The 25,901-nt window shown below is 67.3% G+C and carries 23 protein-coding genes, 2 tRNA genes and 3 pseudogenes; 19 read left to right on the top strand and 9 right to left on the bottom strand.

Features of this window, described 5'->3' with window-relative positions:
- Positions 1–21: 21 nt before the first annotated feature.
- Entirely contained in the window at positions 22–1,200 is a 1,179-nt protein-coding gene (locus ACFFII_RS00175; RefSeq protein WP_377696862.1) for a GT-B fold glycosyltransferase domain-containing protein, read from the bottom strand.
- A 53-nt stretch (positions 1,201–1,253) separates the two neighbouring features.
- Positions 1,254–1,337 (bottom strand) — tRNA-Tyr (locus ACFFII_RS00170).
- A 110-nt stretch (positions 1,338–1,447) separates the two neighbouring features.
- Here ACFFII_RS00170 and rlmB point away from each other — a divergent pair.
- The 4 genes from rlmB (at position 1,448) to ACFFII_RS00150 (ending at position 5,298) form a co-directional block, all read left to right on the top strand.
- Positions 1,448–2,263 (top strand): 23S rRNA (guanosine(2251)-2'-O)-methyltransferase RlmB, encoded by an 816-nt coding sequence (gene rlmB / locus ACFFII_RS00165; RefSeq protein WP_377696861.1) that lies wholly within the window; start codon positions 1,448–1,450, stop codon positions 2,261–2,263.
- Between the two features lie 132 nt (positions 2,264–2,395).
- The gene (locus tag ACFFII_RS00160) at positions 2,396–2,854 is read left to right on the top strand and encodes a YHS domain-containing (seleno)protein (RefSeq protein ID WP_377696860.1); all 459 of its coding nucleotides are present in this window, start codon (positions 2,396–2,398) and stop codon (positions 2,852–2,854) included.
- Positions 2,855–3,047: 193 nt separating this feature from the next.
- Positions 3,048–3,485, top strand: a complete 438-nt coding sequence (locus tag ACFFII_RS00155; protein ID WP_377696859.1) for a CoA-binding protein — start codon at positions 3,048–3,050, stop codon at positions 3,483–3,485.
- A gap of 235 nt (positions 3,486–3,720) precedes the next feature.
- Complete coding sequence (locus ACFFII_RS00150) at positions 3,721–5,298, top strand: 2-isopropylmalate synthase (protein WP_377696858.1); 1,578 nt, start codon at positions 3,721–3,723, stop codon at positions 5,296–5,298.
- Between the two features lie 32 nt (positions 5,299–5,330).
- Here ACFFII_RS00150 and ACFFII_RS00145 read toward each other — a convergent pair whose 3' ends face one another.
- Complete coding sequence (locus ACFFII_RS00145) at positions 5,331–5,711, bottom strand: rhodanese-like domain-containing protein (protein ID WP_377696857.1); 381 nt, start codon at positions 5,709–5,711, stop codon at positions 5,331–5,333.
- Between the two features lie 201 nt (positions 5,712–5,912).
- On the opposite strand from ACFFII_RS00145, the gene ACFFII_RS00140 reads away from it, so the two are divergent.
- From ACFFII_RS00140 to ACFFII_RS00115, 6 genes are read left to right on the top strand one after another with little or no spacing between them, the layout of a single operon-like run.
- Positions 5,913–6,947, top strand: a complete 1,035-nt coding sequence (locus ACFFII_RS00140; RefSeq protein WP_377696856.1) for a rod shape-determining protein — start codon at positions 5,913–5,915, stop codon at positions 6,945–6,947.
- Between the two features lie 10 nt (positions 6,948–6,957).
- Positions 6,958–7,932, top strand: a complete 975-nt coding sequence (gene mreC / locus ACFFII_RS00135) for a rod shape-determining protein MreC (RefSeq protein ID WP_377696855.1) — start codon at positions 6,958–6,960, stop codon at positions 7,930–7,932.
- A gap of 3 nt (positions 7,933–7,935) precedes the next feature.
- Positions 7,936–8,469, top strand: a complete 534-nt coding sequence (locus ACFFII_RS00130; protein ID WP_377696854.1) for a rod shape-determining protein MreD — start codon at positions 7,936–7,938, stop codon at positions 8,467–8,469.
- A gap of 3 nt (positions 8,470–8,472) precedes the next feature.
- Complete coding sequence (gene mrdA, locus ACFFII_RS00125) at positions 8,473–10,422, top strand: penicillin-binding protein 2 (RefSeq protein WP_377696853.1); 1,950 nt, start codon at positions 8,473–8,475, stop codon at positions 10,420–10,422.
- Between the two features lie 10 nt (positions 10,423–10,432).
- Entirely contained in the window at positions 10,433–11,575 is a 1,143-nt protein-coding gene (gene rodA / locus ACFFII_RS00120; RefSeq protein ID WP_377696852.1) for a rod shape-determining protein RodA, read from the top strand.
- Positions 11,575–12,495 (top strand): 2-hydroxyacid dehydrogenase, encoded by a 921-nt coding sequence (locus ACFFII_RS00115; protein ID WP_377696851.1) that lies wholly within the window; start codon positions 11,575–11,577, stop codon positions 12,493–12,495. Before rodA ends, ACFFII_RS00115 begins: the two co-directional genes overlap by 1 nt.
- Positions 12,496–12,510: 15 nt before the next feature.
- On the opposite strand, the gene ACFFII_RS00110 is transcribed toward ACFFII_RS00115, so the two are convergent.
- Together ACFFII_RS00110 and ACFFII_RS00105 are read right to left on the bottom strand one after the other, a co-directional pair.
- Positions 12,511–13,272, bottom strand: a complete 762-nt coding sequence (locus ACFFII_RS00110) for an SseB family protein (protein ID WP_377696850.1) — start codon at positions 13,270–13,272, stop codon at positions 12,511–12,513.
- The gene (locus tag ACFFII_RS00105; protein WP_377696849.1) at positions 13,269–13,862 is read right to left on the bottom strand and encodes a uracil-DNA glycosylase family protein; all 594 of its coding nucleotides are present in this window, start codon (positions 13,860–13,862) and stop codon (positions 13,269–13,271) included. Before ACFFII_RS00105 ends, ACFFII_RS00110 begins: the two co-directional genes overlap by 4 nt.
- Positions 13,863–14,035: 173 nt before the next feature.
- Between ACFFII_RS00105 and ACFFII_RS00100 the strand changes: the two genes are divergently transcribed.
- The 3 genes from ACFFII_RS00100 to kdsA are packed head-to-tail and all read left to right on the top strand — an operon-like array spanning position 14,036 to position 17,359.
- Positions 14,036–14,689 carry an ABC transporter ATP-binding protein gene (locus ACFFII_RS00100; RefSeq protein WP_090757312.1) on the top strand — a complete coding sequence of 218 codons (654 nt, stop codon included), beginning with the start codon at positions 14,036–14,038 and terminating at the stop codon, positions 14,687–14,689.
- The gene (locus ACFFII_RS00095) at positions 14,673–16,514 is read left to right on the top strand and encodes a KpsE/RkpR family capsule polysaccharide export protein (protein WP_377696848.1); all 1,842 of its coding nucleotides are present in this window, start codon (positions 14,673–14,675) and stop codon (positions 16,512–16,514) included. Before ACFFII_RS00100 ends, ACFFII_RS00095 begins: the two co-directional genes overlap by 17 nt.
- Entirely contained in the window at positions 16,511–17,359 is an 849-nt protein-coding gene (gene kdsA / locus ACFFII_RS00090) for a 3-deoxy-8-phosphooctulonate synthase (RefSeq protein ID WP_377696847.1), read from the top strand. The genes ACFFII_RS00095 and kdsA overlap by 4 nt, the downstream gene beginning before the upstream one ends.
- Before the next feature lie 6 nt (positions 17,360–17,365).
- Here kdsA and ACFFII_RS00085 read toward each other — a convergent pair whose 3' ends face one another.
- Positions 17,366–18,184, bottom strand: coding sequence for a class I SAM-dependent methyltransferase (locus ACFFII_RS00085; protein ID WP_377696846.1), 819 nt, complete (start codon positions 18,182–18,184; stop codon positions 17,366–17,368).
- Positions 18,185–18,307: 123 nt separating this feature from the next.
- Positions 18,308–19,525, bottom strand: coding sequence for a BaiN/RdsA family NAD(P)/FAD-dependent oxidoreductase (locus tag ACFFII_RS00080; protein WP_377696845.1), 1,218 nt, complete (start codon positions 19,523–19,525; stop codon positions 18,308–18,310).
- Between the two features lie 93 nt (positions 19,526–19,618).
- On the opposite strand from ACFFII_RS00080, the gene ACFFII_RS00075 reads away from it, so the two are divergent.
- A tRNA-Gln gene (locus ACFFII_RS00075) sits at positions 19,619–19,693 on the top strand.
- 755 nt (positions 19,694–20,448) lie between these two features.
- Here ACFFII_RS00075 and ACFFII_RS00070 read toward each other — a convergent pair.
- Positions 20,449–22,062, bottom strand: a complete 1,614-nt coding sequence (locus ACFFII_RS00070) for a recombinase family protein (protein WP_377696844.1) — start codon at positions 22,060–22,062, stop codon at positions 20,449–20,451.
- A gap of 2 nt (positions 22,063–22,064) precedes the next feature.
- Here ACFFII_RS00070 and ACFFII_RS17755 point away from each other — a divergent pair.
- The 5 genes and pseudogenes from ACFFII_RS17755 to ACFFII_RS00050 all read left to right on the top strand — a co-directional run.
- Positions 22,065–22,196: pseudogene (locus tag ACFFII_RS17755) on the top strand (IS6 family transposase); the annotation flags it as partial.
- Between the two features lie 336 nt (positions 22,197–22,532).
- Positions 22,533–23,846, top strand: a complete 1,314-nt coding sequence (locus ACFFII_RS00065; protein ID WP_377696843.1) for a hypothetical protein — start codon at positions 22,533–22,535, stop codon at positions 23,844–23,846.
- Position 23,847: 1 nt separating this feature from the next.
- Complete coding sequence (locus ACFFII_RS00060; protein ID WP_377696842.1) at positions 23,848–24,279, top strand: hypothetical protein; 432 nt, start codon at positions 23,848–23,850, stop codon at positions 24,277–24,279.
- Positions 24,280–24,519: 240 nt separating this feature from the next.
- Positions 24,520–24,801, top strand: a pseudogene (locus ACFFII_RS00055) (transposase family protein); the annotation flags it as partial.
- Positions 24,802–24,859: 58 nt separating this feature from the next.
- A complete protein-coding gene (locus tag ACFFII_RS00050) occupies positions 24,860–25,567 on the top strand; it encodes an IS6 family transposase (RefSeq protein ID WP_377696841.1) in 708 nt (235 codons plus the stop codon).
- A 121-nt stretch (positions 25,568–25,688) separates the two neighbouring features.
- Here the strand turns inward: ACFFII_RS00050 and ACFFII_RS00045 are convergent.
- Positions 25,689–25,901: pseudogene (locus tag ACFFII_RS00045) on the bottom strand (hypothetical protein); the annotation flags it as partial.

Here is a 25,901-nt window from a genome sequence, read left to right as displayed (position 1 = left end):
GGCGCAACGCCGCGGCCCTGCTCAGTCGAGCCATAGCTCCGCCTGCTTCAGCCGCTTGCGGATGCCGCGCTCCGGCGCATGGACCGGGTAGTCCGCGAACATGGGGCGGATCGTGCGGCGTCCCTCGCCCGCGCGCAGCAGACGCTCGGCCGCCTCCCACTCTGACAACAAGGGAACGATCTCTGGCAGCGCGGCGACAGCCTCGAACTCGTCGATGGCACGCTGCGGACCGCGCGCATAAAGCAGCGGCAGGTTGCGGTAATGCCAGGTGATGTCGCCATCCAGACCCGCAAGCCCGGGGCCAGGACGCCCACCGCCGAAGCTGTGGATCACCAGGGGCAACACCACCTGATCCAGCCAGGGGTCAAGCGACTGGCAGGCCAGCGCCTCGCCCGGATCGTCACGCAGGGCCACGGCCCAGTCGCGGAAGCGGCGGCCGAAGGCGGGGCCGTCGGCGCCGAAGAACCAGCCGGCGTTGAAGTAAAGGAACCGCTCCCAATGCTCCTCGGGCTGGGACAGGTCCAGCGAGCCGTCCATGTCCAGCCCGAAGCGGTCGTAAAGCGAGCGCCAGATCGAGGCGTAGGTCTGGCGATAGGCCGGCGGCTGCGGCCAGCTTCCCTCTCGCCGCATCGAGGCCGAAGGGTGGGCAAAGTCGAAGGGCAGCGTGCCGATCTCGCCCAGGATCAGCGTGTCGCTGTCGAGGAACAGGAACGACCGGCCCGTATCCAGCAGCGCCAGCGCCTCGATCTTGTTGCCGTAAGGGTAGCTGCGGCCGAAGTCGCGGGCGACCAGGGGGCGGATCTCGGCGCCGACCCCCTCCAGCGCGGCGCGGGCCTGCCGCGACATGCGCGGGTCGATGCCTGACCATGCGCCCTCTGGCTGCGGCTCGGCGACGATCAGGCGGCCCCGGAAGCCGGGCGCGTTGCGGCGAAGGCTGGCGGCCAGGATCGCGGCCTGCCGGTCGATGCCGCCGCCCTGCCCGACGACCAGAATGTCGAAATCGGCCTGCGCCTGCGCCGGTTCAATGCGGAGAGGCGATTCGGTGGCGCGGGCAGGACTGCCGTTCTCGCGCGCAGGTTTCGCGCGCCCGGCGCGCTCTGCTTGCCGTTCGGCGCGGCGCGCCTCGCGTTCGGCGATGCGCCGGGCCTTGCGGGCCTCGCGCTCGGCCTGGCGACTGTTCGGATCAGGATTGTCGGTCATCTGCGCCCCCGGTCAGCGATCAATGACCACCATACTCCCTACATGTTGGGGAATGGTGGGCGACCCTGGAATCGAACCAGGCATGGGTCTCCCCGGCGGAGTTACAGTCCGCTGCCGCACCTTGCAGCACGTCGCCCGACGCCGGGGGTGATTAGCCGCCGCTTCGGCGCTGGTCAAGCGGTTCCGAACGCGCTTTGCTTGCATCCTGCCCCTCGCCGTCGCATCTGCCTGCGGGACAGGAGTTTCCATGACCAATCCCCCCCGCCCCGCCCGGACAAAGAAACCCACCTGGGTCATCGACAAGGAGCGCGCGCGCCGCGCTGCCGCCGCCGAGACGGTCTGGCTGTTCGGCCTGCATGCCGTGCGCGACGCGCTGATGAACCCCGCGCGTACGCGGCTGCGGCTGGTGCTGACGCGCAACGCCGCCGACCGGCTGGCGGATGCCGTTACAGCCTCGGGCATGACCCCCGAGATCGTCGATGCCCGCGTCTTCGACCGCGAGGTGCCGCTGGGTCCCGACAGCGTCCACCAGGGCGCGGCGGTCGAGGTCAAGCCGCTGGCTTGGGGCAAGCTGGGCGACATCGCCGCAAGGGGCGCCGAAGGCACGCGCCCCTTGGTCGTCGCGCTGGACCGCGTGACCGACCCGCATAATGTGGGCGCGATCCTGCGCTCGGCCGAGGTCTTCGGGGCCCGCGCCGTTGTGGCCACTGCCCGCCATGCCGCGCCTGAAACCGGCGCACTGGCCAAGACGGCCTCGGGGGCGCTGGAACGCCAGCCCTATCTGCGGGTCACGAACCTCGCCGAGGCGCTGATCGAGCTGAAGGCGATGGGCTACGTCGTCCTTGGCCTGGACGGCACCGGCAAGGCCACGCTGCCCGAGGCACTGGAGGCGCTGAAGGGCCGCGCCCTCTGCCTCGTGCTGGGCGCCGAGGGCCCGGGCCTGCGCGAGAAGACGCTGGAAACCTGTGACCAGGTGGTGCGGATTCCCTTTGCTGCGGATTTCGGGTCGCTCAACGTCTCGAACGCGGCGGCGGTCGCACTTTATGCTGCAATCACAGGTTGATCGCGTCCCGGTGAGTGTTGCGGACGTGCCGCACGGCGGGTCACGTTGCGGCGATGCAGCGTTGCGCGGGACCCTGGGCGGTGCGACATCGGCCTCATGTCATCGTTCGTTCATCCTTCCCGGTTCCCGCGTATGGCCGGGGGTCGCACCGCTTTCCGGCGGATCTGCTCGGCGCTTCTCGGGCTCTGGCTGCTGGCGGCGGCACTCGCCACCCTGCCGCTGAGCGCCGCGCAGGCGCAATCGACCGCGCTGGGGGGGATGGACGCCGTCAGCCTGCGCGATACCGGGCGCCCCGTCGGTGGTGACCCGGACATCTCAACCCACTGGAAGGGGCAGGAGTGGCGCTTCGCCAACGAGGCGAATCGCGCCACCTTCGAGGCCAATCCCCGCGCCTATGCCCCTGCCTTCGGCGGCCATTGCCCGGTTGCCCTGTCCGACGGGGAACGGCGGCCCGGCCATCCCGAACTGTTCGTGATCATCGAGCACACGATCTACCTGGCCGGCTCTCCTGCCGCACGGCAGCTTTTGCACGAGAATCCGACCCAGGTGCTCAAGCAGGCCGCCCGACACTGGAAGCGCCTGCGTCGCTAGAAATCTTCACATTTTCGCGAGGAGGTTGGAACTTTCGTGGATTGGTGCACATTTACATCATGAACCTGACCACGGAACGGTCACGTTCAGATCACTGTCCCTCGTTCCGCGACTTGCGCCCGGTCCCTGACCGGGCGCTTTTTCTTTGCAGGCATCGCTGCCGAAGCGCAAGCATGGTTTTCAGGAGGACAACATGAGCCAGCCCGACATCGCGCGGATTGCCGCCGAAACACGCACGATTGCCGTCGTCGGGCTCTCCCCCAAGGCCGACCGGCCCAGCCACGGCGTTGCACGTTTCCTGCAGGACATGGGCTATCGCATCATCCCCGTGAACCCCGGCCATGCTGGCGAAATGATTCTGGGAGAGAGGACCTACGCCACCCTGTCGGACATCCCCAAGGGCGAAGCGGTGGACATGGTGGACATCTTCCGCCGCTCGGACTCGGTCCCCGCCGTGGTGGACGAGGCGCTGGAGGCCTTGCCGAAGCTGAAGACGGTCTGGATGCAGATCGGTGTCATGCACGAGGGCGCGGCGGAAAAGGCGCGCGCCGCCGGACTGACAGTGGTGCAGAACCGCTGCCCCAAGATCGACTTCCCGCGGGTAGGCGCCCGCGGCCCCGCGCGGGGCTGAGGCGAAAAGCCGCTCTTGCCTCTTTTCAAGCGCGGCGTGGCGCGTATAGTCGCCCGCATGACGCGGACCCTGCCCTTGGCCACGACGCATGACACCGGCGCACAGCCCGGTGGCCGCTTCGTCGTGAACCTCCGCGGTCTGCTGCTTCTTACGCTGCGCTGAGCGGGTCCGCCGGGCCGCCGCTCAGGATAGCGCAGCGCCCGGCTTCCCCGACCTGCAGCCGAAAGAGAAGCCAATGAGCACCGACACCCGTGACCCGAACCGCGTCCTGATCTTCGACACCACCCTGCGCGACGGCGAGCAGTCGCCCGGCGCCACCATGTCCCATGCCGAAAAGCTGGAAATCGCCGGGATGCTGGACGAGATGGGCGTGGACATCATCGAGGCGGGCTTTCCCATCGCCTCGGAAGGCGACTTCGCCGCCGTCAGCGACATCGCCAAGGCCTCGCAGAACGCCGTGATCTGCGGCCTTGCCCGCGCGCAGATCCCCGACATCGACCGCGCGTGGGAGGCCGTGCGCCACGCCCGCCGCCCGCGCATCCACACCTTCATCGGCACCTCGCCGCTGCACCGCGCGATCCCGAACCTGACCATGGACGAGATGGCGGACCGCATCCACCAGACGGTGACCCACGCCCGCAACCTGTGCGAGGACGTGCAGTGGTCGCCCATGGACGCGACGCGGACGGAACACGATTACCTGTGCCGCGTGGTGGAAATCGCCATCAAGGCCGGCGCCACGACGATCAACATCCCCGACACCGTGGGCTACACCGCGCCGCGCGAATCGGCTGCGCTGATCCGGATGCTGCTGGAACGCGTGCCCGGCGCCGACGGGATCATCTTCGCCACCCACTGCCACAACGACCTCGGGATGGCGACGGCCAACAGCCTCGCCGCGGTCGAGGCCGGCGCGCGCCAGATCGAATGCACCATCAACGGTCTGGGCGAGCGCGCGGGCAACACCGCACTGGAGGAGGTCGTGATGGCGCTGAAGGTGCGCCATGACATCATGCCCTTCACCACCGGCGTCGATTCCCGCAAGATCATGGGCATCTCGCGCCGCGTGGCGCAGGTTTCGGGCTTCCCCGTCCAGTTCAACAAGGCCATCGTCGGCAAGAACGCCTTTGCCCATGAATCCGGCATCCACCAGGACGGGATGCTGAAGAACGCCGAGACCTTCGAGATCATGCGCCCCGAGGACGTGGGCCTGTCCGAAACCTCGCTGGTGATGGGCAAGCACTCGGGCCGCGCGGCCCTGCGCGCCAAGCTGGCCGACCTGGGCTATGAGGTTGGGGACAACCAGCTCAAGGACGTCTTCGTGCGGTTCAAGGCGCTCGCCGACCGCAAGAAGGAGGTCTATGACGACGACCTGATCGCGCTGATGCAGGACAGCGCCGCCAATACCGACAGCGACTACCTGCAGGTGAAGAAGCTGCGCGTCGTCTGCGGCGGGGGCGAGCCCGCCATGGCCACCCTGACCATGTCCGTGGGCGGGCAGGAGCGCACCGAAACGCGCCAGGGCGACGGCCCCGTGGACGCGGCCTTCAACGCGGTCGATGCGATGTTCGACCATCACGGCACGCTGCAGCTTTACCAGGTCCATGCCGTGACCGAGGGCACCGACGCTCAGGCCACCGTCAGCGTGCGGATGGAGGAGGACGGCCGCATCGCCACGGGCCAGGCGGCGGACACCGACACGATCCTTGCCTCGGTCAAGGCCTATGTGGGCGCACTGAACCGGCTGAAGGTGCGGCGCGAGAAGACCGCCCCTGACAGCGACACAAAGGCCGTCAGCATGTACTCGCACTGAGGCAAGGGGGCGGCAATGCCGCCCCTTCTTCGTCACGCCCCTTCGGTTTCCATTCCCGCGTCGGCTGCCGGCTGGAAGCCGCCAAGATTGTAGACCTTCGGGAAACCCATTTCGGACAGCGTCTGCCCCGCCAGCGCCGCCCTTCCGCCCGAGGCGCAGTAGACGACCACCGGTCGCGAGGGATCAAAGGCGGGATCGTGATACTTGCTCTCGCGGTCGGCGCGGAACTCGAGCATGCCGCGCGACACCGTGGCCGCGCCCTTCAGCTTGCCCGTCTTCTCGATCTCGGCCGAGTCGCGCAGGTCGACCAGCAGGGCGTTCTCCTCCTCGACCAGCCGCCGCGCCTCGGCCGCGTCCACCTTGGGCACGGCGGCATTCGCCGCCTCCAGCATCTGTTGCACCGTCTTGGCCATCGCGCTTCTCCATCGACCGGTAAACCCATGCGGCGAAGATAGCACAATCCCGCCCATGTGGGTTGCGCCGACAGTTTCGCCTTCTGCGTGATTCCGCTTCCCCGGCCCGGCGGGCTTGCCTATATGGGGCCGCAGCCGCGTCCGGCCTCAAGGCCGGCAGAACCAAAAGCGGCGCCGGGCAGGCACGGAAGGGACTTCACCATGGCATTCTTCGGTCTGTTCTCGACCGATATCGCGATCGATCTGGGGACCGCGAACACGCTGATCTACGTCAAGAACAAGGGCGTGATCCTGAACGAGCCCTCGGTCGTGGCCTACCACGTCAAGGACGGCAAGAAACAGGTCCTGGCGGTGGGCGAGGATGCCAAGCTGATGCTGGGCCGCACCCCTGGCAGCATCGAGGCGATCCGCCCGATGCGCGAAGGCGTCATCGCCGATTTCGACAGCGCCGAAGAGATGATCAAGCACTTCATGAAGAAGGCGATCCGGCGCAGTTCGATCACCAAGCCCAAGGTCATCGTCTGCGTGCCCCATGGGGCGACGCCGGTGGAAAAGCGGGCGATCCGCCAGTCGGTCCTGTCGGCCGGCGCCCGCAAGTGCGGCCTGATCGCCGAGCCCATCGCGGCGGCGATCGGCGCGGGGATGCCCATCACCGAGCCCACCGGCAGCATGGTCGTGGACATCGGCGGCGGCACCACCGAGGTCGCGGTCCTGTCCTTGGGCGACATCGTCTATGCCCGCAGCGTCCGCGTGGGCGGCGACCGCATGGACGACGCGATCATCAACTACCTGCGACGCCACCATAACCTGCTGATCGGCGAAAGCACCGCCGAGAAGGTCAAGACCACCATCGGCACCGCCCGGATGCCCGACGACGGGCGCGGCGCCACCATGATGGTACGCGGCCGCGACCTGCTGAACGGCGTCCCGAAGGAGGTCGAGCTGACCCAGGCCATGGTCGCCGAGGCGCTGGCCGAGCCGATCCAGCAGATCTGCGAGGCGGTGATGATCGCGCTCGAGGCGACCCCGCCGGACCTTGCCGCCGACATCGTGGACCGGGGCGTCATGCTCTCGGGCGGCGGCGCGATGCTGGGCGAGATGGATCTCGCGCTGCGCGAGCAGACCGGCCTGATGGTCAGCCTGGCCGATCAGCCGATGAACTGCGTGGCGATGGGGACCGGCCGGGCGCTGGAATACGAAAAGCAACTGCGCCACGTCGTCGATTTCGAGAGCTGAGGCGGCCTGAATGGCCCGCCGCGGCTACGACTACGCACGGCCGGTGCGCCGCATCCTCGTGGCGCTGCTGGTCCTTGTGCTGCTGGCGGTCTTCGTCTTCTGGCGCATCGACAGCCCGCGCGCGGAACGGATGCGCGCGGCCTTCGTGGACCGCTTTGTTCCTTCGATGGACTGGGCCATGGCGCCGGTGACGGCCGTCAGCCGCATGGTCGCGGGCTTTCAGTCCTACCAGCGGCTTTACGAGCAGAACCAGGAACTGCGGCGCGAGCTGCAGCGGATGAGCGCCTGGAAAGAGGCCGCGGTCCAGCTTGAACAGGAAAACGCCAAGCTGCTGGCGCAGAACAACGTCCGGCTGGACCCGGCGCTGACGGGTGTCTCGGGCGTGGTGCTGACGGACAGCGGCACGGCCTTCCGCCAGTCGGTGCTGCTGAACCGCGGCGCCCGCGACGGCATCCTGGACGGCTGGGCCACGATGGACGGGCTCGGCCTCGTAGGCCGCATCTCGGGCGTGGGGCAGACGACCAGCCGGGTGATGCTGCTGACCGATCCGTCGTCCCGCGTGCCGGTGACGATCCAGCCTTCGGGGCAGCGGGCGCTGCTGACGGGGGACAACAGCGCCCTGCCCTATCTCGACTTCATGGAAAGCCCCGAGGACGTGCGGCCGGGCGACCGGGTCGTGACTTCGGGCGACGGCGGGCTGTTTCCGCCGGGGCTGCTGGTGGGTCAGGCGGTGCAGGCGTCCGACCGCCGGATGCGGGTGCGGCTGGCCGCCGACTACGGCCGGCTCGAGTTCCTGCGCGTCCTGCGCAGCCATCCGGCCGAGCAGCTGGTGGACAGCGGCACCCTGATCCTGCCGCCCTCGGGCGACTTCATCGGCCCGCAGATGCCCAGTCCCGCCGACCAGGCGGCCGCCGCCGCGACCGCCCCCGCGCCCGGCGTCTCGCCCGCGCCCGAGGCCGAGCGCGAAGCCCAGGCGAGCGACTGAGCGATGGCCATGTCCCGCCAGCGCCAGCTACTTGGCCAGACCTCCTATCTGCTTGCCGCGCTGGCGCTGATCCTGGCCGCGCTGCTGCCGCAGTCGCCCGGCCGGATCGCCTGGCCGGGGCCGGACCTGCTGATTGCGGTGACGCTGGCCTGGGTGCTGCGCCGCCCCGAGCAGGTGCCGGTCCTGACCGTGGCCCTTGTCATGCTGGCGGCCGACATCCTGCTGTTCCGCCCGCTGGGCCTGGGCGCCGCGCTTGCCGTGGTGGCGACCGAGGTCGCGCGGCGCCAACAGCAGCGTTGGCGCGCGCAGGGCTTTCTGGTTGAATGGCTGCGCGTGGCGATCCTGATGGGGCTGATGGTGCTGGCCGAGCGGGTGATCCGGACCCTTTTCCTTGTTCCCGCGACCCTGGCCCCCCTGCCGACGCTGGGACCCGAGGCGCTGCGCCTGATCGCCACCATCGCCGCCTATCCCCTTGTCGTGGCCCTGCTGGCCGCCCTTGGCCTGCGCCACGCCACGCCCGGCGCGCTGGACCCCTGAGCCATGAAGAAATCCTCCCGAGACATCCACGACAGCACCCGCAGCATCCATCGCCGCGCCCTGATGCTGGGCGCGATCCAGGCCGCCGTGGTGGCGACGCTCGGCTGGCGGCTCAAGACCATGCAGCTGGACCGCGCAGACGAGTTCCGGCTGCTGTCCGACGGCAACTCGATCAAGATGCGGCTGCTGCCGCCGGCGCGGGGCCTGATCCACGACCGCAACGGCTTGGTGATCGCCGGAAACGAGGCCAACTACCGCGCCACCATCACCCGCGAGGAGGCGGGCGATCCGGCGCTGGTGATCGAGCGGCTGCGCCGGCTGATCCCCATGACCGACACCGCCGTCGCGGCCCTTCTGGCCGAGATCGACAAGCGCAGCGCCATCACCCCCGTCATCGTGGCCGACCGGCTGACCTGGGACCAGTTCGCCTCCATCGCCGTCAACGCGCCCGCCCTGCCCGGCATCACCCCGGAATCGGGCCTGTCGCGCAGCTATCCGCGGGCGGGCGACTTCGCCCATGTGCTGGGCTACGTGGGTCCGGTCAGCGACTACGACCTGTCCAAGATCGAGAACCCCGACCCCGTCCTGAGGCTGCCCGAGTTCCAGCTGGGCAAGCTGGGCGTCGAAGCCAAGCTGGAAGAAGTCCTGCGCGGCAAGGCCGGCCGCCGCCGCGTCGAGGTCAACAGCGCCGGGCGCGAGATGCGCGAGCTGGAGCGGATCGAGGGCCAGCAGGGCGCGACCGTCCAGATGACGCTGGATGCGGGCCTGCAGAACTTCGCCATTCAGCGGCTGGGCGAGGAAAGCGCCGCGGCCGTGGTCATGGACGTGCAGACCGGCGACATCCTCGCCAGCGCCTCGGCCCCCGCCTTCGACCCGAACCTCTTCGTGCGGGGGATCTCCAGCGCCGACTACAAGGCGTTGATGGAACATGACCATCGTCCCTTGGCCGACAAGACGGTGCAGGGCGTCTATCCTCCCGGCTCGACCTTCAAGATGGTGACGCTGCTGGCGGGGCTGGAATCGGGGCTGATCGACAGCCGCTCGCATTTCTACTGCCCCGGCCATACCACCGTCGCCGGCCGTCGCTTCCACTGCTGGAGCCGCAGCGGCCACGGCTCGGTCGGGCCGGTGGACAGCCTGGAACGGTCCTGCGACGTCTTCTACTACGAGCTTGCGCAGAAGATCGGGATCGACCGGATGTCCGAAATGGCGCGGCGGATGGGGATCGGCGTCCGCCCCGACCTGCCCATGTCCGCGATCGCCGAAGGGATCGCCCCCGACCGCGACTGGAAGCGCGTCCGGCACGGGCAGGAATGGCAGATCGGGGACAGCATCAACGCCTCGATCGGGCAGGGCTATGTGCTGGCCTCTCCGCTGCAGCTGGCGGTGATGACGGCGCGGGTGGCGACGGGGCTCGAGGTCGCGCCGCGGCTGATCCGGGCCATCGACGGCGCGCCCGTGCCCGATTCCGTCTTCCCTGTCCTCGGGCTGGACGAGGGGAACCTGAAGATCGCCCGCGCCGGCATGGACGCCGTGATGAACGGCGGCAGCGGAACGGCGGCCAAGGCGCGCATCGTGCGGCCCGAATGGCGCATGGCAGGCAAGACCGGCACCAGCCAGGTCCGCAACATCACCGCCGCCGAGCGCGCCCGCGGCGTGATCCGCAACGACCAGCTGCCCTGGAACCGGCGCGACCACGCGCTGTTCGTCTGCTATGCGCCCTACGAGGCGCCGCGCTACGCGGTTTCGGTCGTAGTGGAACACGGCGGGGGCGGATCGGCAGTCGCGGCGCCCATCGCCCGCGACATCCTGCTTTACGCGCTGGCGGGCGGCCTGCCGCCGCTGGACGCCTATCCACCTGGCCTGCGCGACGAGATCCGCGAGATGCTGGCCCGGATGCGCCTTGCGCCCGCGCCGGTCGCGCAGGCCAGCGGCGGCCGGGCGCGGGCATGAGGAAGGCGCCATGAGCAGCTATCTCGACTACAAACCCGACCAGGTACCGGCCGGCTGGCGCAAGATCCTTTACCTGAACTGGCCCTTGGCCTTCCTGCTGGCGGCGGTGGCCTCGGCCGGGTTCCTGATGCTGTATTCCGTCGCGGGCGGCCGGCTGGAAACCTGGGCCGAGCCGCAGATGGAGCGTTTTGCGGTCGGCTTCGTCGCCATGATCGCGCTGGCCTTCACGCCGATCTGGTTCTGGCGCTCGATCTCGGTCGCGGCCTACGTGATCTGCCTGGGGCTGCTGCTGGCGGTGGACATCATCGGCCACAACGCAATGGGCGCCCAGCGCTGGCTGGACCTCGGCCCCATCAAGCTGCAACCCTCCGAGGTGACCAAGGTCGCGCTCGTGCTGGTGCTGGCGGCCTATTACGACTGGCTGGACATGAGCAAGGTGTCGCGTCCCCTGTGGGTGCTGATCCCCCTGGCGCTGATCCTGATGCCCACGGCGCTGGTGGTGGTGCAGCCGGACCTCGGCACCTCGCTCATGCTGGTGGCGGGCGGGGGTATCATGATGTTCGCGGCAGGCGTCAGCCTGTGGTATTTCGCGGCTGTCATCGGGATCGTGGGCGGGCTGGTCTTCGCCGTCTTCGAAAGCCGGGGCACCGCGTGGCAACTGCTGCACGATTATCAGTATCGCCGCATCGACACCTTCCTGGACCCTACCTCGGACCCCCTGGGCGCGGGCTACAACATCACCCAGGCGCAGATCGCGCTGGGTTCGGGCGGCTGGCACGGGCGCGGCTTCATGCAGGGCACGCAGAGCCGGCTGAACTTCCTGCCCGAGAAGCACACCGACTTCATCTTCACGACGCTTGCCGAGGAATTCGGCTTCGTCGGCTCGATCACGCTGCTGGGGCTTTACGCGCTGGTCATCGCCTTCTGCATCTATTCGGCCATGACCAACCGCGACCGCTTCGCAAGCCTGCTGACGCTGGGGATCGGCGGCACGTTCTTCCTGTATTTCGCGGTCAACATGGGGATGGTCATGGGCCTGATGCCGGTCGTCGGGGTGCCGCTGCCGATGGTCAGCTATGGCGGCACGCAGCTGATGATCCTGCTGATGGCCTTCGGCCTCGTGCAGTCGGCCCATGTGAACAGGCCCCGCTGATGCGCGTCTTCTTCGCCGCCCCCGCCCGCCTCTGGGACGAATGGTCCCCCGCCCTGCGCGCCGCCTGCCCCGAGATGGAGCTGTGCCGCGAGGGCGATCCGGCCTCGTTCGACGCGCTGATCTATGCGCCGGGCCATCCCGAGACGGGCGAGCGGATGGACTTCCGCCCCTTCACCCGCGCGCGAGTGGTGCAGAGCCTCTGGGCCGGGGTCGAGCGGATCGTGGGCAACGAGACGCTGACCCAACCCTTGTGCCGGATGGTCGATCCGGGGCTGGCGCAGGGCATGGCGGAATGGAGCCTTGGCTGGGCCATGCGGCTGCACCTCGGGATGGATCGCTACCGTCAGGACGGTCAGTGGCGGAATGGGCTGGTCCCGCCGCTGGCCTCGGAACGCCCGGTCACGATCCTGGGGATGGGAGAGCTTGGGCGCGCCGTCGCCGCGAAGCTGCAGGGCATGGGCTTCCCTGTCACGGGCTGGTCCGCCTCGGGCCGCCCGGTCGAGGGCGTGCGGGTTCTGGGCGCGGAGGCCCTGCCGGAGGCGCTTGAGGGGGCCGAGATCCTGATCTCGCTTTTGCCCGACACGCCCGAGACGCGGAACCTGCTGGATGCCCGGCGGCTCGCGATGCTGCCGCGCCGGGCGTTCCTGCTGAACCCCGGGCGGGGAACGGTGCTGGACGACGACGCGCTGCTGGCGGCGCTGGACGAGGGGCGGGTGGGCCACGCCGTGCTGGATGTCTTCCGCACCGAGCCCCTGCCGCCTTGCCATCCCTTCTGGTCGCATCCGGGCGTGACGGTGACGCCGCATATCGCCGCCGACACCCGTCCGGCGACGGCGGCACCCGTCGCCGCCGGGAACCTGCGCCGCGCGATGGCGGGGCAGCCGCTGCTGCATCTGGTGGACCGGGCACGGGGCTACTGAACCCTGCCCGGAGGATCAGCGCAGGCGGGGCGGAGCGTCGGGATCGCGGCGCGTCGGCGCGGGCTTCGGAACGGCCAGCGCCTCCATCCGCACGGCGCCCTGCGGCAGCGGCAAGTCCTCGAAGGTGACGTCCACGCCGCCCTCGACGGGCGGCAGGAAGGCGATCAGTTCCGCCAGCGCCTTGGCAATGGCGGGCCGGTCCGCGTTCCCTGCCCCGGCCACGACGATCAGGTGCCCCCGCCGTCCGTCGGCCCAGTCCACGCCCACCAGCGCCGCGCCCGCCACCATGCCCGCCATGTCGCCCAGCCGGGTCGCCAGCGGCTCGGCCACGGTTTCCACTGCGTCCCGGCGCGGCGCGGTCAGGCGGCGGGGCGCGGCCTCGCCCGCTTCGGGCGCCTCGGCCAGCACCGCGATCAGCCAGCCCAGCGCAGCCGCATCCAAGAGCATTTCCGAGGGGCGGCCGGGGTTGACCAGCAACCCCCGGCCGGCTTCCGCCAGTTCGCGCGCGAGGACACGGCCCGGAAGGGACACATGCGCCACAGGGCCGCCCAGAAAGCCCGCCAGCGCGGCCTCGTCATCCGAGGCCAGCGCCACCGCCCCGCCCGGCAGGTCGAACATCCGCAGCTCGGCCCGGTCATCGGCAGGATCGGCGGCAAGGGCCGCGTGCAGTTCGGTATCGGCCAATCGCCGCAGCACCGCCGCGCGCAGGGCCGGATCGGCGTCATGGAACGGCACATGGGCGCAAAGGCGGTCGAGTTCCGTCAGGGGGGTCGTCACAGCACCTCGGCCAGCGTGCGGCGCAGTTCGGGAACCAGTTCGTCCTCGAACCACGGGTTGCGTCTGAGCCAAGCGGTATTCCGCCACGACGGGTGAGGCAAGGGAAACACCCGCGGGGCATGGTCCCGCCAGCCTGCCACGGCCGCTGTCACATCGCGCAGGCCCAGGTGCCAGCGGATCGCGTAGCCGCCGATCAGCAGCGTGACGCGGGGCTGCAATTCCTCAAGCACCCGCGCGCGCCAGGTCGCCGCGCAGATCGCGGGCGGCGGTAGGTCCGAGCCCCTGGCGTCATAGCCGGGAAAGCAGAAGCCCATCGGCACGATGGCGACGCGCGAGCGGTCGTAGAAGGTGGCGTCGTCCACGCCCATCCAGCCGCGCAGCCGCTGCCCCGAGGCGTCGGTGAAGGGCTTTCCCGAATGATGCACCCGCATCCCCGGCGCCTGACTGGCCACCAGCACCCGCGCGCCGGGGGCGAACCAGACGATCGGGCGCGGCGCATGGGCCGTCGCGGTCAGGGCGAAGCGGTCTGCGCAAAGCCGGCAGCCGCGCAGCTCGGCGGCAACGGGCAGATCATCGAAGGGTGCTGTCATGCACGCCCAGATAGGAACGCCTCGCCCCGGATAACAGCTTGCATTCTCACGATCCGCGGCGTTCCAATGGACAGCGATGCGCCGCAGGATTATGTTCGGCCTCAGAACGCGGGCGGCTGGCGCCCGCTGCAAACCGCCGCATTCACGCGCCTTTGCGGGAAAACTTCGCCGACATGCTGGAATTCGACAACGTCTCCAAGTCCTTCTGGACCGGAACGCAGCGCAAGGTGATCCTGGACCAGGCCTCGTTCCGGGTGGAACTGGGCCAGTCGCTTGGCATCCTCGCCCCCAACGGCACCGGCAAGACCACCATCATCAACATGATGTGCGGGCTGGAAAAGCCCGACGAGGGCCAGATCCGCGCCAACTGCCGGGTCTCCTTCCCGCTGGGCTTCATGGGAGGGGTGATTGCCAAGCTGTCGGCCAACGAGAACGCGCGCTATATCGCGCGGATCTACGGGCTTGACCCCGACTATGTTTCGGCCTTCTGCCGCTGGCTTTGCGATATCGGCGAATATTTCGACCAGCCGGTGGGCGTCTACAGTTCGGGGATGCGGTCGCGGCTGACCTTCGCGCTGCTGCTGGCGCTGGAATTCGACATCTACCTGATCGACGAGGGGATGCCCGGCACGACCGATGTCGAGTTCAACCGCAAGGCGGGCAGCGTGCTGTACGACCGGCTGAAGACCGCTACCGTGGTGGTGGTGTCTCACCAGCCCGCCACGCTGGAAAAATTCTGCCGCCGCGCGGGCGTGTTGCGCGACGGGCGTCTTTACATGTTCGATTCCCTCGACGAGGCCAAGCAGTATTATGACTACACCGCCTAAGGTCCGCCGCTTTCACCTCAGCCCTTCCGAATCCCCCGTCGCCGCGGCGCGAGAGGCGGCGCGCAGCGCGGCCCGCCCCAGGGATGAGGCCCCGGCTGGCGCCGAGCCTGCACGCCCCGCCGTGCGGGTCGAGGTGCGCAAGGGCGGCGCCCGTGCCGAGCAGGCCGCGGCCCCGGCCTCTGGCCCCCGCAAGACGGAAATGCCTTTCAGCAACACCGACGACGGCTTCGGGAACATGCGCTTTCCGGGCGCCGAGCCCGAGGCGGCAGAGAAGCCCCACCCTGCCAACGCCCCCGTCGGCCCCGAGGCGCAGGCCACGGACCCGGATGCCGAGGCGCTGGCCGCCATCCGGGCCGAGAACCTGACCTCGCGCCAGCTCCGCATGGCGGCCCGCATCGCCGCCATGCACGAGATCGAGGCGGCCTCGGAATACGAGGCCGTGCTGCGCCTGCGCCAGCGCGGCATCGACCCCTTCCACCGGGGCGCGGTCGGCAAGATCCTGTCGGACGCGGGGAACGAGGCGAAGGCCGCGCCCAGTCCCCGGGCGCTTGTCCCGGTCCCCGGCCCCGGCCTGCCCGCGCGCACCAAGCGCCGCGAGATCGTGCCGCTGCCGCCTCCGGGCGAGGTCGGCCCGCCGCTGCGCCCCGAGCTTCCCTCGCGCGAGGCGCTGACCGAGGAACGCCGCGCGGCCGAGATCTACCGCATCCAGCGGGACATCGCCCGGCGCCGGCGGCGCAGCCTGGCCTTCCTGCTGATGCGGCTGGCCTTCTTCGTGGGCCTGCCGACGCTGATCGCAGGCTGGTACTACTTCACCCAGGCGACGCCGCTTTACGCGACGAACTCGCAGTTCATGATCCAGCAGGCGGACGGCGTGCCGGGCGCCACGGGCAGCGGTCTGCTGTCGGCGGGCGCCATGATGAACCCCGACAACGTCGCGGTGCAAAGCTACCTGACCTCGCGCGATGCGATGATGCGGCTGGATCAGGACCTGGGCTTCACTCGCGCCTTCCAGGACCCCGCGATCGACTCGCTGCTGCGCCTGCCCGAGGATGCCTCCAACGAGCAGGCCTATGCCCAGTACAAGCAGTCGGTGAAGATCGGCTATGACCCGACCGAGGGCATGATCAACATGGAGGTGATCGCCCCCGATCCCAAGCTGTCCGAGCAATTCTCGCTGGCGCTGATCCGCTATGCCGAGGGTCAGGTGGATCAGATGTCCCAGCGGCTGCGCGGCGACCAGATGCAGGGCGCGATCGAAAGCTACCAGGATGCCGAGCGCAAGGTGCAGGAGTCGCAGAACCGCATCCAGGAACTGCAGGAACAGTTGGGCGTGCTGGACCCGACCGCCGAAAGCGGCGCGGTGATGGGGCGCATCAGCGCACTGGAAACGCAGTTGTCCGAGAAGCAGCTGGAGCTCGGCCAGCTCACGTCGAACGCCCGCCCGAACCAGAGCCGGGTGCAGGGCGTGCAGGGCGACATCGCCCGGCTGGAGCAGATGATCGCGGAAACCCGTGCCCAGCTGACCGAGGCCACCGGCGACCGCGCCTCGCTGGCCGCAATCACGGGGCAGTTGCGGATCGCGGAAAGCGACCTTGCCACCCGCCAGCAACTGCTGGCCACGGCCGCCACGCAGATGGAGGCCGCGCGGGTCGAGGCCAACAAGCAGGTGCGCTACCTGTCGCTGTCCGTGGCCCCGGTGCCGCCGGATGAACCCACCTATCCCAAGGCGCTTCAGAACACGATCGTCGCCTTTTTCATCTTTGCGGGAATTTACCTGATGATGTCGCTGACCGCCTCGATCCTGCGCGAACAGGTGTCCTCGTGACGGGGGCCGCACCGCGCCATGTCGCCGTCCGCGGCGTCACCTTCGGCAACGACCTGCCGCTGGTGGTCATCGCCGGGCCCTGCCAGCTGGAAACGCTGGACCACGCGCTGTCCATTGCCGAGCCCCTGGCCGAAGCCTGCGCTCGGGCGGGCGCGGGCTTTGTCTTCAAGGCCAGCTACGACAAGGCGAACCGCACCTCTCTGTCGGGGCGCCGGGGCGTCGGCATCGACGAGGGGCTGGCGATGCTGGCCGCCGTGCGCGACCGCCTGGGCTGCCCGGTGCTGACCGACATCCATGACGAGGCCCAGGCCGTCCGCGCGGCCGAGGTCGCGGACATCATCCAGATCCCCGCCTTCCTGTCGCGCCAGACCGACCTGCTACTGGCGGCGGGCCGCACGGGCGCAGTGGTGAACATCAAGAAGGGCCAGTTCCTCGCCCCGTGGGACATGCCGAACGTGGCCGACAAGGTTGCCTCGACCGGGAACGAGCGCATCCTTCTGACGGAACGCGGGGCGAGCTTCGGCTACAACACGCTGGTTGCCGACATGCGTTCGCTGCCGATCATGGCACGGACGGGCTTTCCGGTGGTGATGGATGCGACACACTCGGTGCAGCAGCCGGGCGGACAGGGCGGCTCGTCGGGCGGCCAGCGTGAGTTCGCGCCGGTGATGGCGCGGGCGGCGGTGGCGATCGGGGTGGCGGGCGTCTTCATCGAGACGCACCAGGACCCCGACCGGGCGCCCTCGGACGGGCCGAACATGATCCACCTGGACCGGATGCCCGCGCTGATCGACAGCCTGATGCGCTTCGACCGCCTGGCCAAGGCCGAGCCGGTGATGGGCTGAGTTCCGTCACGCCTGCGGGACGCTGACCGTGACCCGCAGGTACCGCGCTGCTATATCCGTCCCGCCGTTGCGGCTGCGGTTTTCCCGCGAGATCAGATCGACCAGCTTGCCGCGCAACTCCTCGGCCCGCGGCCCTTCACCCAAGGCCTCGAAGACGCGCATCACGGGACCGAAGTAGATCATGAACAGCTCGACCAGTCCGGCGGGTGGCGCGTCCAGGTGGAACTCGTAGAAAGCGGGTTCCATCGTGATCGCCTCCGGCGGGACGCCGGCCCGGCCGAAGCGGTCGAGGACATTCGCCTCGATGCCCCACATCGTCGGCGGGACGAAGCCCTCGGGCGGCGGCGGGCCGTAGTCCGACAGATGCTTCAGGATCTGCGCGACCATGGTGGGATCGCCCGGAATCCAGTTGCCCATGACGATGCGCCCGCCCGGCCGGGTGACCCGGACCATGGAACGCGCGACCTCGGCCGGACAAGGTGCGAACATCGCGCCGAAGATGCTGACCACCATGTCGAAGCCCTTGTCGGGCAGATGGGACAGGTCGCAGGCGTCGCCCTCGACGATGCGGCATTTCCTCAGTCCCTCGGCCGCGACGCGCGCTTGCGCCGCAGCCACCAGGTTGCGGGCGATGTCGATGCCCAGCACCTCGGCCCCACGCCGGGCCATGGGCAGCGCCGTCGCGCCGTCCCCGCAGGCAAGGTCCAGCACCTTCATCCCCGGCGTGATCCCGAGTTCGTCCACCAGCGCGTCGCTGCCGCCGCGCATGGTGGCGGCCAGCTTCGAGAAATCGCCTTTCTCCCACAATTCCTTGTTCGGATTCATGGTCGGCCTCCGGCTTCGCGGTGAAACGCAACGCCCGGTCTGCGAAGCCGGCCGGACAAGAGACGATGCAGACCGGAGGTCCGCCCGTCAGAACACAGGCACCGGCGGTGCAGCGCCATCCTATCAGAAATCGGGCTTTGCCGCGCCCAGAATTGCCCGTGCCGCCGCATGGCCCGACGCCCAGGCCCACTGAAAGTTGTATCCGCCCAGCCAGCCCGTCACGTCCACGACCTCGCCTATGAAATGCAGCCCCGGCACGTGTCGCGAGGCCATCGTGCGCGCGTCGAGGTCGCGGCAGTCCACGCCGCCCACTGTGACCTCGGCGGTGCGGTAGCCCTCGCTCCCCACGGGGCGGATGCGCCAGTCGTGAACTCGGCGGGCCAGCGTGTCCAGCCGCGCGTCGGGCTGGTCAGCCAAGCGCGCGCCCTCCAGCCCCTCCTCGGCCACGATGGCCGTGGCGAGCCGTTCGGGCAGCATCCGCGCCAGCACGGTTGCCACCTGCACCCGGCCACCCTCGCGCTTGGCCTGCCGCAGCGCCTGGGCGGTGTCGCCGGGATGAAGATCCAGGGTCAGTTCCTCGCCAGGACGCCAATAGCTGGAAATCTGAAGGATCGCCGGCCCCGACAGCCCGCGATGGGTGAACAGCAACTGATCGTCAAAGGCCACTGCCGCACGGCGCGGCGCCTTGGCAGCCGGCAGCGAGGCCCGCGCCGTCACCGCCATCCCCGACAGCGGCGCACTCAGCCGCAGGTCCTGCTGCGCGAAGGTCAGGGGCACGAGGCCGGGACGCGTCTCGACGATACGGTGCCCGGTCGCCTGAGCGATGTCGTAGCCGATGCCCGTTGCGCCCATCTTCGGGATCGACTTGCCGCCGGTGGACACGACGACATGGCGCGCCTCGATCGGTCCGGCCGACGTCTCGACCCGCAGCGGCATCCCCGGCATGACGCCCTGCACGGCGACGCCCAGACGCAATTCGGCGGCGCCCATGCGGTCGACCAGCATGCGGACGATCTGCGTGGCGCGCCCGTCGCAGAACAGCTGCCCCTGCGCCTTTTCGTGCCAGGCGATTCCCGCACGGTCCACCAGCGCCACGAAGTCCTCGGGCCGGTAACCCGCCAGCGCCGAGGCGCAGAATCGCGGCACCTCCGACAGGAATGCCTGATGGCTGGTCCCGAGATTGGTGAAGTTGCAGCGCCCCCCGCCCGAGATGCGGATCTTCTCGCCCGGATCGCGCGCATGATCCAGCACGACGACCCGCAGCCCCTGCCCCGCAAGGCTTCCCGCGCAGAACAGCCCCGCTGCCCCGGCCCCCAGAATGACGACATCCGCTTGATCCATGCCGCGCCGATAGCCCGCCGCGCGCAGAGCCACAAGTTTTTGCGCGAACCCCCTTGCGCGCCCCAAACGGTGCCGCTAAACCCCCCGCACTGCTGGGGCGTGGCCAAGTGGTAAGGCATCGGTTTTTGGTACCGTGTACCGTAGGTTCGAATCCTACCGCCCCAGCCAGTCATCCTTACCCGTTCTTCCGACACGCACGTTCCACGTGGGTTACTGTGCCTTTGTCGGAGGTTAGCTCGTGCCCTTGGTATCTGAGACCTGCGTGTTGTGATGAACCACGGCCGTTTCGGCGGGCCGTCTCACGGCATCCGGTGATGCGGTTCGGTTTGCCGGTTTCCCTGTTCCGCCCCGATCTACAGGGTATCCAAAGGAGCAAAGACTTCCTCGCCTCCAGGCACCCGCGTATTTACATGGGCTTACGTGCGATTTCCCTGCTGGGCGAACAGGGAAGTTCTATGCATGAACAGGGAACCCACATGCGGGAATGGCGCCCCCCCTTGCGGCACTCACGCAAAGCCTGGGAGGCGCGGCCCCAACCCATGCGACCGTGATGATGAGCCGAAGGATCGACGAACCAGGAAGGAACTCCCGCACGCTCTTCGGCGGCAAGTTCGGCATCATTGCGGGGCAGAGCGCGTTGTGCGCCGGGTGCGCAACAGTGGTCCGATGCTCGTTCTGAAGGTCAGAGAGTGCGCCCCGGAGATGCGCAGTCCCGCAGCTGCGGAGCCGGGCGGTGAAGAAACGGGGTGCTTGGCGCGGGCGTATCACCGGCAAATCTACAGTTCGATGGAGTGATGCTGCCCCGATAAATCTTGCGAACGCGGCAGCGCCCAGACCAGAGATTGATGCTAACAGAGGCAGTCGGTCTGCAACGCTGCCTACGGCGGCATTCCCTGTCCGACGAGCCGACATGGCCACTCTAATCAGATGAAACCGAAGATCCGCGCCTGAGCGTTCCAGTCGTGCGGGATAGGCGTGCGGATCAGCCGTTCGAGCGTGAGCCCTGCGGGATGGCGGCCCTCGAGGATCGCCGCCTGGATCGACGGCGACAGGAAGGCCAGTGCGCACCGGGTGCGCAGCAGGGCCTCCGAGCGTTGCTCACGCCTCGCAAGTTCAGCCAGCGACATTCCACGGCGCAGCTCGGTGGTCCAGCGATGCGCTCGCGCCAGTGCGGAAACCATCTTCGGATCCGGCGCAGCTGTAGCTGCACCAGAGACCAGGCGCAGTCCGACGCCGCGCCGTGTGAACGAGAGAGGCAGCTCGACATGGAGCGCGCCTGCGGCCAGATCCTCGGGGGCGATCTGCAGCAAGGCCGCGAGGCCTTCTGCATCGAGGGTCAGACGCAGGCTTTGGTTGCTCAGACGGCCGCTCGTGAGCACCGTCCGGAGCACGGGAGCCTTGTACGCTGTCAGTGCGTCGATCAGGGCCGTCAGTTGGCATCCGAGCCGGGTTGCAGTTTCTGCTTCCGGGCGGGCGAGCAGCCGATGAGCCTGGCCCAGTTGCTGCAGATGCGATGCAATCCCGGAGAGCACCAGCTTGTCCAACTCGCGAGCCGGCAAGCGCCAGCCATCGTTTCGGCCCTGCCCCCTGCTGGTCAGGCAGCGATGGGAAACATAGTAATGATAGCGCTTCCTCCCTTTCTGCGTGTGAGTGGGGGTCAGTGGATCGTCCAGTTCATCGCGCAACTTACCGGTGAGGAGTGCGGGCGACGCCTGGGACAGCTGCGTAGTGGCACGTCGCCCCAGATCGTCTGGCGCCTGATTGCGCTTTTGACCGCGGCCGCGTCCTGCAGCGGCCATCAGCTTCGCCTGCACCCGATCCCAGAGGCGCGCATCGACGATGGCCGGGTGGGTGCCATCATAGATCTGGTCGCGATGGCGGACCTTTCCGCGACAGACCGGGTTGGTCAGCAGGTAGTGTAGATGGCCGCGCGTCAATGGCAGTCCGCCGCTGGTCCGGCCGCCGGCATGGACACGCAGCTTCGAGCGGATTCCTTGCCGGTTTGCCTCGTCCGCCACCCGCCGCAGGCAGCCGAACTCATCGTAGAGGCGGAAGAGGGTCCGGACCATCTCCGCCTCCTCAGGCACCTCGACAAGCTCGCGGCGCTGTGGCTCGGGATGGCGAGCATAGCCGAGCGGCGCCAGCCCACCCATCCAGAGACCCTTCTTCTTCGAGGCAGCGATCTTGTCGCGGATCCGCTCACCCGTCACCTCGCGTTCGAACTGGGCAAAGCTCAGCAGCACGTTCAGTGTCAGCCGGCCCATGCTGGAGGCGGTATTGAAGGACTGGGTAACCGAGACAAAGGAACAACCCGTACGGTCGAACCGTTCAACCAGCCGGGTGAAGTCAGCCAGCGAGCGGGTGAGCCGGTCGATCGGTCTTGTCAGAGGAACCGTTCGAGCTAGAATGAAGGCGACGATGTGGAGCGGTCGGGCGGTAGTCTGAAGGGGTGAATCCCTGTCAGCACAAGTTTTTACACCCTCACGGAACTCAAAGGGTCGGAAGCAGCCGCAACCCTCTGATTCCTCTGACAGCACCGCAGATGTTCGTCGCCGTTCATGCCTCCGTCTCAAACCACTTCAACCAGGATCGCAGCCTCTCCCAACGCGATCACTTCAAAGCTAACCGAGCCGCCGCTCTCACTGTGTGGCGGCAGCTTGGCGCCACCTAAGGGCTGGTCCCGCTGCAAACACTGAGACCAGTTCGCATTCGTCTGACAGCACACTTCGCAGAGCTGCAGCTCGAACGGCATCGAATGCCGACGGTAGGGACCTCGTGACGTCATGAGCCTTCTCCGATCAAGGCCCGTTCAGCGTATCAGTGTTTCCGGGCCCCGTGGTCCAGCCCGAGGGGTTCACTCCATACCCGGGTCAGTTCCAGGTGGAAATCAACACCTAAGCGATTTATTGCCTGAAACGGAGAAATGAGATAGCATCGAACATCATGGGGCAGCCTGCAAGCGCCCAAATGCTCCTCGAAGTCCGTACTTCCTTGTTTCATGGAGGTAATGATGAAGGCTTCCGCAATTCTTGCAGCAGCGGCGATTGTGCTTGCGCCAAGCCTGGCGAATGCAGACCTCTTCTCACCCGAGGATACGATCCGGGACATAATCTCCAAGTTCCAGGCAGCGCTGGAAGCGGTGGTGAGGACGGCAGGAAGTGAGGCCCGTGTAACCGGCACCCATTACTATCAGCTTTCCACAGCCATCATAGACAACCTGGAAACCACCTACGCGGACTCCCTTGATCTCACGTTCAAGCAGATCAGCGCGGAGCGCCAGAAGACCTTCACGCAAGCCGAAGACTTCATCCAGGATCTCGTGGACAATGTTCCATTTGATGAGCTCCAGAGAAGTGCCGACATTGCCCGGGAGGTCATCGCCACTGCCATTCCCTGGTCGGACGCGCCCCTCGTCATGAACTACTCCCCGAAGTTCGTATCGCCGCGGGAAAGCGATGATCTTGTTGTGACGATCTGGGGATCAAGGCTGCACGGCGATGGCTACAAGGGTCATCATCTGTTGATAAACGGACATGAGATTACCGCCAACATGACCCAGAACGGCGCCCTGAGCTTCGTTGTGCCAAGAAAGCAGCTGCCCTTCAGCCAGAGATCAGCCCAATTTCTCCAAGCCACCCTGCGCATCACGCAAGAACCGGGTGGGCTGAACCCCTGGGCAGAAGATGACAAGACGGACTTCAATCTGCTCTTCACTGTTCTTCCTGAGTCACTTGGCACCTTGGAAGTCCGTCGGGTCATAGAGGTGCGTGATCGGGAAGTGGTCAAATTCAAGTCCAAGACCATCGCCGCTGAAACCCATAGAGGCGGTTGGGTGGAGACCCGTGAATGCGTACATGCACCCGAAGGATACAGATATGATCTCTCGACCCTGGAGATGAAAAAGGATCGTCACGCTGCCTACAAGGACAATGACACCAGCCCGGGTACGAATGTTGCTTCATGGAACATCAACCTGTCCACTCCATTGCAGATATGTTTCAGTGTTGTTGCCTCGGTGGGCTGCAAGGAATGCGGTGGCTGGACGGAAGGACACATCGAGGTCGACCAGGTCCGCGAAACATCAAGGCGCGAAGTCATCAATGAACAACCCATTCCCATTCGGTGGGGGCAGGACATGCATATCGATCTCGATCGCAATGCCACCTCCCAGATCGCGACACTGAAAATGTTCGACGATATCAGTCGCGTCGTTTCACTGACACAAAGGTCGGAGCCTGTCTTCCTGGTGATCGACCCGGACCTTGACAATGAAATCGTTTTTGTACGGCCGGCGTTACCCTGGCGAGACGGGGTGAATTGAATTGCCGTGCATCCCCAGGCTCCTGCACTTCACCGGCGACTGGCTCGGCCCGGTATGGCGCAACGCGGTCGGCGTTCTTCTGTTCATCGTAACATTGCCTGCAAGCGCAATTTCGCGCGACTGGACGACTGTTTGGGTGAATCCCGACGAGAATGTGGATGTCTATACGCAGGTCAACATGTCCGGCGAGGTCCATGTTGCATCGGACGTTAACGGAAGCCCGGCATGCGTCGATTACTGGTGGATCACTTGGCCATTCGGCCGGGTTCAGCAACTCGGAAGGCATTGCGGCCGTGCGTCATTCGAGATTCCCGGATGGTCCAGCCTCGCCATATCCAGCCGCCTGCGTGCAGGCGGCGCGGAGTCGCGGACCCGCATTCAAGGTTCGGCAATCGAGGAAATTGCCAAGAATTTTCCAGAGATAAACTTCTGATTTGGGGAGATTGTCCGCAACCTCGCTGTTTTTCCCCGTCGTGGGCTCTATTGCACAAATCCGGTGAGGGATTCGAGCTGTAAGGCCAGCGTGGTAGCTGGGATACGTGAGCAGCCTGACACCATTGACCTACAAGACCAGGAATTGGCCAGCGTATAACGAAGCGCTGAAGCGGCGTGGCTGGCACTGTCAGATAAACTCGGCTTGCCCGAGCGGGAGCGACTGCCCTACCCTTCCCATATGACCCAGCGCAGTCCCTTCCGGTACTTCAAGACCTCGCCCGAGATCATCCGACTGGCGGTGATGCTCTACGTCCGGTTCCCGCTGTCGCTCAGGAACGTTGAAGACCTCCTACATGAACGCGGCATCGACATCAGCCACGAGACGGTGCGCTTCTGGTGGAACCGCTTCGGCCCGCTGTTTGCCGCCGAGATCCGCCGGCAGCGCGTGTCGCGACTGCGTGCCGGACCGCAGTGGCGCTGGCACCTGGACGAAATCTTCGTGAAGATCAACGGCCGCACGGGCACTGTCAGATAAACTCGGCTTGTCCGACCGGCAGCGGCCGCCCTACCCTTCCGGGATGACCCAGCGCTCGCCCTTCCGGTATTTCAAGACCTCACCCGAGATCATCCGCCTGGCCGTGATGCTCTATGTCCGGTTCCCCCTCTCGCTCAGGAACGTCGAGGACCTGCTGCATGAGCGTGCCATCGACGTGAGCCACGAGACTGTCCGCTTCTGGTGGCACAGGTTCGGCCCGCTCTTCGCCGCCGAGATCCGCAGGAAGCGAGCCTCCGCCATGCGATCCGGCCCACAATGGAAGTGGCACCTGGACGAGGTCTTCGTGAAGATCAATGGCCGGACACACTATCTCTGGCGCGCCGTCGACCACGAGGGCGAGGTGCTGGAAGCCGTCGTGACGAAGACCCGGGATCGCAAGGCAGCGCTGAAATTTCTGAGGAAACTGATGCGCCGCTTCGGCCGGCCCGAGCAGATCGTCACTGACAGACTGCGCTCCTATGGGGCAGCGTTACGGGAACTCGGCGCAGGTGCGCGTCAGCACTCAGCGCGGCACGCCAACAATCGGGCCAAGAACTCACATCTGCCATTCCGGCGACGAGAACGTGCCATGCTCCGCTTCCGGCGGATGAAGACGCTTCAGCTCTTTGCCGCCGTCCACACCTCCGTCTCCAACCACTTCAACCAGGACCGCAGCCTCAACCGACGTCAGCACTTCAAGGATAACCGTACCGCCGCTCTCGCCGAGTGGCGCCAGCTCGGCGCCGCCTGAGAGCTGCCTGGCAGCAAACACTGAGACGAGTTCGCATTTGTCTGACAGCACACTCGCGAGTGTTGCGAGGCGCTGTTGCGCAACTCGGGCTGAGGCCGAACTTTCCCCTTTTCCCTTGGTCTCAGGCGACGCGGACGATCTCGGCTCTGCCAAGGGCCACAAAGCGGTTCATAAGGGCGACGCGGGTGTGGATCTCGGCGGTCTGACGGTCGGGGTCACGTGAGGCGATGCGCTCGCCGAAGCTCTTGAGGCAGAGCATCTTCGCCTCGGCTCCGGTTCGACTGCTCGAGCTACCACTACAGGTCCCGCCGCACCGATCCGGCAGAACTGAAAC

The organism is Paracoccus niistensis (assembly GCF_042432925.1).
Taxonomy (GTDB): domain Bacteria; phylum Pseudomonadota; class Alphaproteobacteria; order Rhodobacterales; family Rhodobacteraceae; genus Paracoccus; species Paracoccus niistensis.
This window is presented reverse-complemented; position numbering and strand designations above follow the sequence as displayed.

Bases quoted from the DNA above. Each gene is read 5' to 3' on its own strand.
- ACFFII_RS00160 (WP_377696860.1), top strand. From the start codon at position 2,396: ATGGCCGGGGGTCGCACCGCTTTCCGGCGGATCTGCTCGGCGCTTCTC.
- ACFFII_RS00115 (WP_377696851.1), top strand. From the start codon at position 11,575: ATGCGCGTCTTCTTCGCCGCCCCCGCCCGCCTCTGGGACGAATGGTCC.
- ACFFII_RS00105 (WP_377696849.1), bottom strand. From the start codon at position 13,862: ATGACAGCACCCTTCGATGATCTGCCCGTTGCCGCCGAGCTGCGCGGC.
- ACFFII_RS00150 (WP_377696858.1), top strand. From the start codon at position 3,721: ATGAGCACCGACACCCGTGACCCGAACCGCGTCCTGATCTTCGACACC.
- ACFFII_RS00155 (WP_377696859.1), top strand. From the start codon at position 3,048: ATGAGCCAGCCCGACATCGCGCGGATTGCCGCCGAAACACGCACGATT.
- ACFFII_RS00065 (WP_377696843.1), top strand. From the start codon at position 22,533: ATGATGAAGGCTTCCGCAATTCTTGCAGCAGCGGCGATTGTGCTTGCG.
- ACFFII_RS00100 (WP_090757312.1), top strand. From the start codon at position 14,036: ATGCTGGAATTCGACAACGTCTCCAAGTCCTTCTGGACCGGAACGCAG.
- ACFFII_RS00095 (WP_377696848.1), top strand. From the start codon at position 14,673: ATGACTACACCGCCTAAGGTCCGCCGCTTTCACCTCAGCCCTTCCGAA.
- ACFFII_RS00080 (WP_377696845.1), bottom strand. From the start codon at position 19,525: ATGGATCAAGCGGATGTCGTCATTCTGGGGGCCGGGGCAGCGGGGCTG.
- ACFFII_RS00175 (WP_377696862.1), bottom strand. From the start codon at position 1,200: ATGACCGACAATCCTGATCCGAACAGTCGCCAGGCCGAGCGCGAGGCC.
- ACFFII_RS00050 (WP_377696841.1), top strand. From the start codon at position 24,860: ATGACCCAGCGCTCGCCCTTCCGGTATTTCAAGACCTCACCCGAGATC.
- rlmB (WP_377696861.1), top strand. From the start codon at position 1,448: ATGACCAATCCCCCCCGCCCCGCCCGGACAAAGAAACCCACCTGGGTC.
- rodA (WP_377696852.1), top strand. From the start codon at position 10,433: ATGAGCAGCTATCTCGACTACAAACCCGACCAGGTACCGGCCGGCTGG.
- ACFFII_RS00130 (WP_377696854.1), top strand. From the start codon at position 7,936: ATGGCCATGTCCCGCCAGCGCCAGCTACTTGGCCAGACCTCCTATCTG.
- ACFFII_RS00085 (WP_377696846.1), bottom strand. From the start codon at position 18,184: ATGAATCCGAACAAGGAATTGTGGGAGAAAGGCGATTTCTCGAAGCTG.
- mreC (WP_377696855.1), top strand. From the start codon at position 6,958: ATGGCCCGCCGCGGCTACGACTACGCACGGCCGGTGCGCCGCATCCTC.
- ACFFII_RS00145 (WP_377696857.1), bottom strand. From the start codon at position 5,711: ATGGCCAAGACGGTGCAACAGATGCTGGAGGCGGCGAATGCCGCCGTG.
- ACFFII_RS00140 (WP_377696856.1), top strand. From the start codon at position 5,913: ATGGCATTCTTCGGTCTGTTCTCGACCGATATCGCGATCGATCTGGGG.
- mrdA (WP_377696853.1), top strand. From the start codon at position 8,473: ATGAAGAAATCCTCCCGAGACATCCACGACAGCACCCGCAGCATCCAT.